Here is a 10,708-nt window from a genome sequence, read left to right as displayed (position 1 = left end):
TTCCCTAGCAGCTGTGCTATAACTTTGTTCATTGCTTGGAGTGAATCGTCCTATGTTTTACCGTTTAGCCGAACAACACCGCCAGTTTATTCGCGATTTAGTGTTGAACCTGCAAGCTCTGGCAATTGCCCTAGAAAATCGAGGCTACATGGCCTCCTGCTACACCTGTGGCGGTGAACTCAACAGTGCCTCCTTCATGGTCAGCTTGGCCGACAACCACCTGATTCGCTTTTTGGTCTCTGACTATGGGATCACTTGGACTGAAATGCGCGATGACCGCGAACTCATGAAACTCGAAGGGGCAGAGGCGATCAATCAACTGCAAGAACTGGCCAATCTCCTCAAGGAAGTCCGTATCCCCACTGCGGTTTAATCCTGTCGGGGCTATCCCTCGATCTTTTGTCGGTGCTAGCTTAAAAGTAGCTGGACTTTCCTTCTACTTTGATCCCCACCCTCAATGACTGAAGCGTCCCTTAGTTGGCAACACCAGTACCTCAGCGTTAACCAAGTACGCCTGCACTATGTCACCCAAGGCAGCGGTGATCTTGTGATTCTGTTGCATGGCTTTCCAGAGTTTTGGTACTCTTGGCGATTTCAAATTCCCGTACTGGCTCGTCATTTCAAGGTTGTAGTGCCAGATCTACGGGGCTACAATGACTCCGAGAAGCCTGCCCACGGCTATGATCTCGATACCCTCAGCCAAGATGTCACGGCGCTGATCCAAGAACTGGGCTATGAACGCGCCCACATTGTCGGCCATGATTGCGGTGGCCTGATTGCTTGGCACGTGGCGGCACGTTTTCCGCAGAGGGTGCAGCATTTAGCCGTCTTGAATACCCCCCACCCCTACCGTGTGGGACTGGAACTCTGGCAACAGGTAGAGCATTTTTGGCGCAACTGGCCACTGTTGGCTTGCCACATCCCCGGCTTGGCGGAATACTGGCTAGGGCATAATCTGCGGAGTTTTTTGCAGGATCTCTTTCAACGCTACTCCATCCGCAAGGCTGCCTTCTCGGCAGAAACCGTGCAACTCTATCAAGCGGCTCTCGAAAAAGCGGGGGCGATCGCTGCGGTGCTCAAAAGTTATCGCCATCTTTTTTCACCCCAACAGTGGTGGCACCTACTGCAACAGCACACGGAAGCCATTACCAGCCCCACCCTGATTCTCTGGGGCGCCGATGATCCCCTCGCCCAACCCAGCCTTGCCAACGGTATCGAAGCGTGGATCCATGCACCGTGGCGGCTGAAATATCTGCCCGACTGTGGCCATTGGGCACAACAGGAAGTGCCGGGGCTAGTCAATCGTGAACTGCTTGCCTTTTTGCGTGCCTAAAAAAATCCCCCCACCACTCGGCAGAGGGAAAGGCATGGATTGAGCCAACCAACTCGCTTAGGCCAGCCACTCCAGCACCGCTTCTTCCTTGGTATTGGTGCGACGTTCGGGGGTTTCGCGGGTGAACTTCATGTGAATGGCGCGGTTTTGTTCCCCATCTGCCGCCACTGCCAAGATCGGGAAGTCAATGAGGCCATCTTGGAAGGACATTTGGAAGCGGAATGTACCATCGGGATTGAGTTTGATCGGGCGCCCACCAATGGTGACGGTGGCATCTGGCTCCGTAGCCCCATAGACAATGAGTTCAGCATCCGCCACCAACCAGAATTTGCGGGGACGAATCGGAGCCGCCGAAGCTGAGAAGCCAACGCCCAACATCGTCAGACCCGACACCGTCGGCACAGCCCATAGGCCAACCCCAGAGGGGAAGACGTAGGAACTGATGGCCATTTCGGGCAACTGGGAGATGGAGCCGGGGACTTGGTGCATGGAACCAAAGAGAGAACCTGCCACCCGCTGCGCTTCGGCTCCTTCGGCCATGGCAAAGATGCCTTCGTAAATGGGATGGGGTTCGGCAGTGCCCGCCAAGGGTGCCCCCAGATCAAAGAGGGTTTTGCCCCGCAGATCCATATCCCAATCCACCGTAATGAATTGATCCCAGACCCAATCTGAGGGGTAGGTGGGGGGAATATGCACAGGGGCAGAACGGGCTAGAACCAACCAGCGGCCATCGGCACAGCGGTAACCAATTTCCACCACATAGTCGCGATCGCTCACGGGGATGGGCAGATACCACTCCCGCGCCAACTCATCGCAGGGGTACTCCTGAACACTGTGGGGAATTTGGCTATCGAGGTTGATATTCGTGGCATCGTAGAGCCGGAGAGCCAGTTGCTGACCCCCTTGCCGCCGCAATTCTTCGCGGTGCTCGTTGGGCACATCCCAATAGGCGTAGGCCCACTGCGGATCCCGGGGCATGAGGACAATGCGGCTTTCACCATAGCCCCCCGGCAAATCCCCAAGACCTTCATCTACAGAGGCCAAGAGAACATCCTCTTGAGCAGGACCGAGGTCAAATTTTGCTGCTTCCACTTTTTCTTGCGACTCCAGATTAGAGGGGACAGGTTGGACAGAAATGGTAGTGGTGGATCCGTTGGCTTGCGCCTGCTTTTCACGGATGGCAGCGAGGAGTTGATCTTTGCGCATACGGCTATAACGGGACACTTGCAGTTCACTGGCAATGCGCCGCAACTGCCGCAAGGTCATTTCTTCTAAAGGGGGGCGATCTTTCGGCATGGGTGCCTCCTTATCGTGGGTTGATAGACAGAGCTATCCTTTGCCCTTGATCTTTGGCAAAAAAGTCTTGGGGCGTCAAGGGAATTCGGGCACACTCCTAGGGATTTATACGCAGTTTAGTCTTTCGCAGGGATCAAATGTCAGGATTTCATAACATTTATTCTGCACGGGGATCAAGATAGCGGTTTGCTATTCCTGTTCAGCCTCAAACCACCTTCTGCGAGGGGGAAGGGAGTATAGTGAGAAATGTATCCCTGCAAATGCCGTGGGGACTTGCTAGGAAATTCCTGAATGTTACTGATGTCACCACAACCACTATGACGATCGCCCCGAGCCGCTCCCTCGCTGACCTTTGCCGTGCTGACTTTCCGATTTTGGCGCGACAGGTGCACGATCGCCCCTTGATTTACTTTGACAATGCAGCCACCTCCCAAAAGCCCTTGGCAGTTCTCAATACCCTTGAGGACTACTATCGTCGCTACAACTCCAACGTCCATCGGGGCGTACATACCCTGAGTGCTGAGGCGACCACGGCCTACGAAGGGGCACGGGAAAAAGTGGCGCGTTTTGTCAATGCCCCCCATGCCGAGGAGATTATCTATACCCGCAATGCCAGTGAGGCGATTAACCTCGTGGCCTATAGTTGGGGCATGAATACGCTGCAGGCAGGGGATGAAATGATCCTGACGGTGATGGAGCACCACAGTAATTTGATTCCGTGGCAGTTTGTGGCTCAGAAAACCGGTGCTCGCCTCAAGTTTGTGGAACTGACGCCAGAGCAAACGTTTGATCTTGACCACTACGCAAGTCTTTTGAGCGATCGCACGCGATTGGTGGCCGTTGCCCATGTATCCAACACGCTGGGGTGCCTGAACCCGATTCCCGAGATTGTGCGTCTTGCCCATGCCAAGGGGGCGCGGGTACTGGTGGATGCCTGCCAAAGTGTGCCTCACCTCCCCATTGATGTGCAGCAGTTGGGCTGCGATTGGCTGGTGGCCTCCGGTCATAAAATGTGTGCACCCACGGGCATTGGTTTCCTCTGGGGACGCGCGGAACTCCTGCGGCAAATGCCCCCCTTCTTGGGCGGTGGCGAAATGATTGCCGATGTCTTTCTCGACCATGCCACCTATGCCGATATTCCCCATAAGTTTGAGGCGGGAACGCCAGCGATTGCGGAGGCGATCGCCCTTGGGGCAGCGGTGGATTATCTGAGCCAGTGGGGGATGGAGCGCATCCATGCCTACGAACAGGAACTCACCGCCTATCTCTTTGAACGCCTCCAAGAACTGCCCGGTGTCACCCTCTATGGCCCGAAGTCCGGCGATCGCGCTGCCTTGGCCAGCTTTACCGTTGGTGAGGTGCATCCCCACGATCTCTCGACCATCCTTGATCAGTCGGGGATTGCCATCCGCGCAGGACACCACTGCACACAGCCTTTGCACCGCCATTTAGGGGTTCAGTCCACGGCACGGGCCAGCCTCTATTTCTACAACACCCGCGCTGAAATTGATCAGTTTATTGCTGCCCTTGGGGAAGCCATTGCCTTCTTTAGGGATGTCTTTGCCTAGAGCTTGAGACTCAACAGTTCACTCGCTTCAGCCTGAAAACCGGCACTAGCAAGGGCATGGCGTGCGCGATCGGCATCTTCAACGCGAAACTGTGGTCCTAGGCGTACGTACTGGGCATGGTAGCCATCGGTCACTTTGACCACTACCGGCACCTTGGGCATGTCGCCCACCTGTTGTTTGAGGACTTCCGAGAGGCGACTTTGGGCTTGAATGTCCCCCGCTTGCTCAACAGGCAAATCCACAAGCACCAGCTTCACCGCTTCAAGGGGTTCGGCATCTTCAATCAGGAGTTGGGGGCGATCGTCGCGCATCTCTAGGGTGCCCCACAGCAGTAGCCGATGATCAAGCTGTAACTGCCCATGAATGCGCTCGTAGGCTTTGGGAAAGACGACAGCTTCCGCTTGACCCGTGAGGTCTTCCAACTGCACAATGGCCATCCGCTCGCCGCGCTTAGTGGTAATGGGCTTGAGTCCTGTGAGCAGGGCAATGACACTCACTATCCCTTGACCTGTGTGCTGCTCGAGATCCGCCAAGCTAATAGGGGCAATCATGGCCGCTGGCCGATGAATATCCTTGAGGGGATGGTTCGACACATAAAATCCCAGTAGGTCTTTTTCTTGGCGGAGCTTTTCGGCATCCGGTAGGTCGTCCACTGGGGGCGCACTGGGGGCTGGGTCATAGCTACCGCCGGATTCATTGCTGGAGCCACCCGCCAACATATCAAAGAGGTTGACTTGCCCCACCGCCCGATCCTTGGCGCGCGCCTGTGCCCACTCCAGCACGAGGGGGAGATCCTGCATCAGTTGGTTGCGGTTGCGCTGGGGATGGAGACTATCCATGGCACCACAGGCAATGAGGGATTCAAGGGCACGACGGTTGAGAATGCGGCTATCGCCCCCCGCACGCGGAACCCGTTCGCAAAAATCCGCCAAACTTTGAAAGGCACCCCCCTCTGCCCGTGCCTGCAAAATGGCCTCAATCACTCCCTGACCAACATTGCGTACGGCCGACAGACCAAAAAGAATTTTGTCCCCCACGGGCGTAAAGTCAATATCCGAGCGATTCACATCGGGGGGAAGGACCTCAATCCCCATGCTGAGGCAGGTGGCAATATAGCGCTGTACCTTGTCTTGGTCGCCACTATTCGCCGTGAGCAAGGCGGCCATGTACTCGACGGGAAAGTTGGCCTTGAGAAAGGCGGTTTGATAGGTCACATAGCCGTAGGCCGTGGAGTGGGACTTGTTAAAGCAATTGGCGGCGATCGCTCCATTGGCCAAGAGAAAATTGTGATCCCCAGCTAAACCAATGTCATAGACCGCTTGCCAACCCACTAGCCGCCGGCGGACAATCTTCACGCTTCACCTTTCCAAACGCTGCGCTCTCTATTCTAATCGCCGCACTGTCTCGCGAGCGGGAATCCGCAGATCCCGCAGGGGCATGGCGCTTAAACACTGGTAGTGAGCTGTGAACCAATCAGGCGTTTGCACACCAATACTGGCTAGGGCCGCCACGGTTGGAAAAGGCCACAGTCGCTCAAAGATCACTTCCCCCTGCCAGCCAAATTGCAGAAAATAGCAGCCCACCGGTGCCTGTAAGTGATCTAGGAGTCGCCGTCCGAGGGCATAGAGGGTTTGTCGCTGGCGATCGCTGGCATGGATAGGTAACTGCCATGTCCCTTCAAGGCAGCCAATGATTTCGCCAAAGAGCGTCCCCTTTGCCGTTTGCGCTAGTGGCAACTGATAGAGACCCCCTGTGCTGGTTCGTATCCCCCACTGGGTAACCAAGGCACGCAACGCTTGACACTGCTGCCAAAGCTCGGATGATGCCCAATGGGTGAGGCTATAGTCTAGCACCTGCGGTTGGGGAGCGATCGCGATCGGGGCATCGAGGGGACAGATGGCAATCTCGGCACTGTCTTGGCACTGTTGCAGCAGGGGTACCACTTGGGTCGCGACTTGATCCGCAGACAGTTCGGCTTCCCTTGGCTGTGCCGCACACCAAATCCGTATTTTCAATCCTCTAATCCTCCTGCTGCGAGGGCAGCTAACCAGCGATCCATGAGCATGGCGTGCTGTGCTAACCGCGAGAAAATTGCATCTGCCAAGGTCTCATTGTAGGTGTAGACGGTTAAGTTGCGATCGTCCACCATTTTTAGCGCTAAACGGCCTTCCTCTGGAGTAAGTAGGCCAACGGCCAAGCAAGCACGGATCACGCCCTTCGGTGAGGCGATGTCTAATCCTTCGCGTTCCCGTAGATATAGCTGTGCTGCTTTCCAGATGGCTTCTAGGGTGTATTCAAATCGCTGAATTGCTGCATCCCGAATAATCGTATCTGTGCGCTTACCCAAGGGCAATTCTTGCAAAGTAGCTAGCGCTCTTTGGGCAACCACTAATCGTTCCCTGAGCCGATCCACTCAATTCCCTCTGCAATCACTCGCGATCGAAAATCGGCGGACACTTCTGATAAATCCACGACATCGACTGGATAGATCAAATTGGACATCTCTAGGCGCTCCCGCAACTCACTCAACAGCCCCACGGGCAGTGGTGCAAGGGGCAAAATCCCGACATCTAAGTCAGAGCTTTGGCGGAGAGCACCACGGGCAGCCGAGCCGAATAGATAGACCTTGACGGGAAGCCCTGTAAAAAAGTCTTCTAGTATTTTTTTGAGTTCCCGCAGATCTTCGTTGGCAGCGGTCACGCTTTGATTCCTGTCCACCTAGGTATTAAAGCTGGGAATCAAGCCAACGCGCGCAGGTTGCAATGAGGGGAATCCCTGCTGTTGTTGCTGGCGGGCTTGAGCGGCCAAGAGGGTTTGCAGATTCCGCAGTTCGGCACGCAGTTGCGCGTTTTCTTTTTCGAGGCTTTCAATTTTGAGTTTCACTTGACTCAGCCGCTCACTAAATTTTTGCCGATAGACTTCGGGCATTTCTTGGATGACGCGCTCTAGCATCTCATTGCGATCGCTCAATTCAATGACTTGAGCTTTCAATTCATTCATTTCCGCTTCACGACTTTGGCTCTGCTGCTGGTAGGCAAGGATCTGTTCTTGATAGGCAGCAATTTGTGCTTCCACCTGTTGCACTTGGGCTTGCAGCAACTTCAGGGCTGCGGCATTGGCTGCCTCGGTCTTGCGGGCTTGGTAAAAGCGCACAAATAACTCAGGATGCTGCACCATGAGTTGATAGAGTTCCTCTGAGAGTTGCTGCACGAGTTGATCCCGTATCAGCAGTTCATCGGCTAAGTTGAGGGAAGTATCGTTCACGGCGGCTGCTCTCCAAGGGACTGTGCTGTGGCAAATTTTACGCTGGTTCTGATCCGCTCATGCAAGATTTGGAATTTTCCACCTACCATCAACCGGTACTGGCAAGCGCAGTTCTGGAGGCATTGCAACCCAAGGCCGGGGGACTCTATTTGGATGCAACGGTGGGAGGTGGCGGCCACACGGCACTGCTATTGCGCAGTGAACCTACCTGTCGGGTGCTGGCGATCGATCAAGACCCGATGGCTCTAGCGGCGGCTCAGGAATTCCTCGCCCCCTTTGGCGATCGCGTCCAGTTTTGGCACGGCAACTTTGCTGATCTGCCTGTGGCTGAGCCGATGTTTGATGGCATTCTCGCAGATTTAGGAGTGAGTTCCGCCCAGTTGGATCGTCCAGAGCGGGGCTTTAGTTTTCGCTTTGATGCCCCCCTCGATATGCGCATGAATCCCGCTAACCCTTTGACAGCGGCAACGGTGATTAATCACTACAGCGAGCGAGAACTGGCGGATATTTTCTACGAATATGGCGAAGAACGCTTTGCCCGCCGCATTGCTCGCCACATTGTTGCCCGTCGTCCCCTTGCCACCACCCAAGAACTGGCGCAGTTGGTTGCCCACTGCCTCAAAGCTTCTCCGCGGCAACGCATTCATCCAGCCACACGGGTTTTTCAGGCCTTGCGTATCTATGTGAACCAAGAGCTAGCGGTGCTCGACCAATTTTTGGCGCGATCGCCCCAATGGTTAAAGCCCGCAGGGCGCATTGCCGTCATTAGCTTCCATAGCTTGGAAGATCGGCGGGTGAAGCAGGCGTGGCGTGGCAATCCCCTCTTGGCAGTTGTGACTCGTAAACCGATTGTGGCGGATGCAGCGGAAGTTGCTCTCAACCCGCGATCGCGATCGGCAAAGCTACGAATTGCAGCGCGTACTTTTGCATGAATTGCCCGAATGATGGTTTATTTATGGGTATCTTTACAGTGCGTCATAATCTTTTAGGGTAATAAATTGCTGAGGAGTGCTGGAGTCTATGGTTGCTGCCCCTAAATTCAAATCCCGATTTATTCCCCAATCGTCGCCAACACTGACGGAAATTCGGCCTCTCCCCAAGCCGCAAATGCCCCTGTGGCAAAAAACTTTGCTGGGGATTCAATGGGTTTCTGGGGTGGCAGCCACCGGTGCCCTTGTGGCTGTACTGCCTCTCTATGGTTGGTCAGCCCTCTCTGAGCAGCAGTGGAGTCAAGCCTATGACCGCTTAGAAACCCTCAAACGGCAGGAGCGGGAGCTACTCGTCAGCAATGAAACCCTCCGCTATCGGGTGACGCAGCAAGTCCAACGCGCGCCCCAAGGTCTCGTGCCCCAAACGCCGCAACACGTTCTTTTTGTGCCCAATGAGGGCAAGATTGCTGCCAAAACTCATTTTGAACGCCCCCCCGTGACACCACCACCGCAGCGCACTGTCAATTACTGATCGCTATCCATGACAACGGCCCGCCCCCAAAACCAATCCCTGCCACCCTTGCGAGTTGGCTTGATCTTTGGCTTTTTGCTGATGGTGATGGGGGGTGTGGTTGCTCGCCTAGTTTATTTGCAAGTGGTTCAGGGGAAAACCTTAGCGGCACGGGCACAGCAACAACAACGGCGCTATACTCCGCCAACCTTGGCACGCTACCCAATTACCGATCGCCGAGAGACGGTTGTTGCCCTCGATCGGCCTGTGTTTACCCTCTTTGCCCATCCAATTCAGTTCAAAGTGGAGCGGCGGGCGATCGCCCGCGATCTGGCCCCTTTACTCAAGCAATCTCCAGAGCAACTGTTGGCCAAGTTCAGTACCTACCCAACGGGGGTACCCATTGCCTACGACATTGATGAGGAAACTGCTGCTAAAATTCGCGCTTTGAACTACGATGGGCTAGAACTCAACCAAGCGTGGCAGCGCATTTATCCGCAGCAGGAACTCATGGCGGGCGTTGTCGGCTATGTGGATCGTGACCACCAAGGTCAAGCGGGGATTGAGTTTAGCCAAAACCAGTTTTTACAGGTTTCCCATAACCGCCAGCTCCTATCAACCAATGCTTTGGGTCAATGGTTACCTGCCCTTGCCCCTGCGGATCCGCGTGCTTTGAGTCAGGGGTACCATGTGCGCCTCACGATTGATACTCGTTTGCAACAAACAGCACGCCAAGCCCTGCAACAGCAGTTACGCAAATTCAACGCTAAGCGGGGCACGGTCATTGTCCTAGAAGTGAAAACTGGTGCCCTGCGGGCACTGGTCTCAGAGCCTTCCTACGATCCTAATCATTACTACCGGGCTGATCCAGCCCTTTTTCGCAACTGGGCAGTCTCGGATCTCTATGAGCCGGGATCAACCTTTAAGCCGATCAACACCGCGATCGCCCTTGAACTCAATGCCATTACTCCCGATACAGTGCTGCCCGATGAGGGGCGGATTACGGTGGGGGGCTGGCCAATTCAAAACAGTGATTTTAGCCAACGCGGCGGCCGCGGTGCCCTCAATATTGCCCAAATTCTCGCCTACTCCAGCAATGTGGCCATGGTGCACATGATGAACCGCATTCCCGCCCGCCACTACTATCGCTATCTGCATCGCTTGGGGCTGACCGAGAAGGTGGGCAGTGATCTCCCCTTTGAAACCGCCGCCCAGTTAAAGCCCCCGGAGCAATTTATTAACTACCCCATTGAACCGGCAACAACGGCCTTTGGCCAAGGCTTTTCCCTGACGCCGCTGCATTTGGCTCAACTATTGGGGGCGATCGCCAACGGGGGAGAGATGGTCACTCCCCATGTCATTGATGGCCTCTACGATGAAAATGGCCAACTGCAAAAACGCCTTGAGCAACGCCCCCCTCGACGGGTCTTCTCGCAGCGCACCAGTCAAGCAGTGGTCAGAATGCTGGGAGAAGTGGTGCGCTTCGGTACAGGGAAACCCGCCCATATTCTCGGCTACCGCTTGGGGGGTAAAACCGGCACAGCACAAAAAGCAATTGGCGGTACCTACAGCAATCTGCGCATCACGAGCTTTGCGGCTATTTTTCCCCTTGATCAGCCGCAGTATGTGATTTTGGCGGTAGTGGATGAACCCAAGGGGGATGATGCCTACGGTTCAACGGTGGCGATTCCGATTGTGCGAGCGGTAACGGAGTCCCTGATTACGATTGAGGGCATTCCCCCCTCACATCCAGAGGAATTGCGCCGCCCCGCTACGCCAGCTTCAGTGTCACAATAGGGGAGAACAG

12 protein-coding genes are annotated in these 10,708 nt (G+C 55.1%); 6 read left to right on the top strand and 6 right to left on the bottom strand.

The features are described 5' to 3' along the window. Window positions 1–52: 52 nt before the first annotated feature. Both RHI63_RS09210 and RHI63_RS09205 read left to right on the top strand, forming a co-directional pair. Window positions 53–373: a DUF1815 family protein gene (locus RHI63_RS09210; RefSeq protein ID WP_149818796.1), complete on the top strand. Its 321-nt coding sequence runs from the start codon at window positions 53–55 to the stop codon at window positions 371–373. Window positions 374–457: 84 nt separating this feature from the next. Then, the gene (locus tag RHI63_RS09205; RefSeq protein ID WP_206199911.1) at window positions 458–1,333 is read left to right on the top strand and encodes an alpha/beta fold hydrolase; all 876 of its coding nucleotides are present in this window, start codon (window positions 458–460) and stop codon (window positions 1,331–1,333) included. 57 nt (window positions 1,334–1,390) lie between these two features. Here RHI63_RS09205 and RHI63_RS09200 read toward each other — a convergent pair whose 3' ends face one another. Continuing rightward, a complete protein-coding gene (locus tag RHI63_RS09200) occupies window positions 1,391–2,629 on the bottom strand; it encodes a DUF4912 domain-containing protein (RefSeq protein WP_310821511.1) in 1,239 nt (412 codons plus the stop codon). 317 nt (window positions 2,630–2,946) lie between these two features. Between RHI63_RS09200 and RHI63_RS09195 the strand changes: the two genes are divergently transcribed. Next, the gene (locus RHI63_RS09195) at window positions 2,947–4,197 is read left to right on the top strand and encodes a SufS family cysteine desulfurase (RefSeq protein ID WP_310800150.1); all 1,251 of its coding nucleotides are present in this window, start codon (window positions 2,947–2,949) and stop codon (window positions 4,195–4,197) included. Here the strand turns inward: RHI63_RS09195 and RHI63_RS09190 are convergent. Genes RHI63_RS09190 through RHI63_RS09170 form a run of 5 tightly spaced genes read right to left on the bottom strand, consistent with a single transcriptional unit; the run spans window position 4,194 to window position 7,461 of the window. Continuing rightward, window positions 4,194–5,552, bottom strand: a complete 1,359-nt coding sequence (locus RHI63_RS09190) for an OB-fold nucleic acid binding domain-containing protein (RefSeq protein WP_310438168.1) — start codon at window positions 5,550–5,552, stop codon at window positions 4,194–4,196. The two genes, RHI63_RS09195 and RHI63_RS09190, sit on opposite strands and share 4 nt — an antisense overlap. Before the next feature lie 27 nt (window positions 5,553–5,579). Then, window positions 5,580–6,212, bottom strand: a complete 633-nt coding sequence (locus RHI63_RS09185) for a hypothetical protein (protein WP_206199907.1) — start codon at window positions 6,210–6,212, stop codon at window positions 5,580–5,582. Then, on the bottom strand, window positions 6,209–6,610 hold the full coding sequence (locus RHI63_RS09180) for an HI0074 family nucleotidyltransferase substrate-binding subunit (RefSeq protein WP_315863414.1): 402 nt from the start codon (window positions 6,608–6,610) through the stop codon (window positions 6,209–6,211). Before RHI63_RS09180 ends, RHI63_RS09185 begins: the two co-directional genes overlap by 4 nt. Continuing rightward, window positions 6,586–6,897 carry a nucleotidyltransferase family protein gene (locus tag RHI63_RS09175; protein ID WP_190278242.1) on the bottom strand — a complete coding sequence of 104 codons (312 nt, stop codon included), beginning with the start codon at window positions 6,895–6,897 and terminating at the stop codon, window positions 6,586–6,588. The genes RHI63_RS09180 and RHI63_RS09175 overlap by 25 nt, the downstream gene beginning before the upstream one ends. An 18-nt stretch (window positions 6,898–6,915) precedes the next feature. Then, the gene (locus tag RHI63_RS09170) at window positions 6,916–7,461 is read right to left on the bottom strand and encodes an Npun_F5560 family protein (RefSeq protein WP_149818787.1); all 546 of its coding nucleotides are present in this window, start codon (window positions 7,459–7,461) and stop codon (window positions 6,916–6,918) included. 59 nt (window positions 7,462–7,520) lie between these two features. Here RHI63_RS09170 and rsmH point away from each other — a divergent pair, with 59 nt between their 5' ends. The 3 genes from rsmH to RHI63_RS09155 all read left to right on the top strand — a co-directional run bounded on the left by rsmH (window position 7,521) and on the right by RHI63_RS09155 (window position 10,698). Next, window positions 7,521–8,393, top strand: a complete 873-nt coding sequence (rsmH, locus tag RHI63_RS09165; RefSeq protein ID WP_206199904.1) for a 16S rRNA (cytosine(1402)-N(4))-methyltransferase RsmH — start codon at window positions 7,521–7,523, stop codon at window positions 8,391–8,393. Window positions 8,394–8,481: 88 nt separating this feature from the next. Continuing rightward, window positions 8,482–8,922: a hypothetical protein gene (locus RHI63_RS09160; RefSeq protein WP_206199903.1), complete on the top strand. Its 441-nt coding sequence runs from the start codon at window positions 8,482–8,484 to the stop codon at window positions 8,920–8,922. Window positions 8,923–8,931: 9 nt separating this feature from the next. Continuing rightward, a complete protein-coding gene (locus tag RHI63_RS09155; protein WP_302678125.1) occupies window positions 8,932–10,698 on the top strand; it encodes a penicillin-binding protein 2 in 1,767 nt (588 codons plus the stop codon). Window positions 10,699–10,708: the final 10 nt, after the last annotated feature.

The sequence above is a fragment of the Thermosynechococcus sp. GLH187 genome (assembly GCF_031583395.1).
In the GTDB taxonomy this organism is placed as follows: domain Bacteria; phylum Cyanobacteriota; class Cyanobacteriia; order Thermosynechococcales; family Thermosynechococcaceae; genus Thermosynechococcus.
Note: the sequence above shows the minus strand (reverse complement) of the source record. Positions and strands in the feature narration are given on the sequence as shown.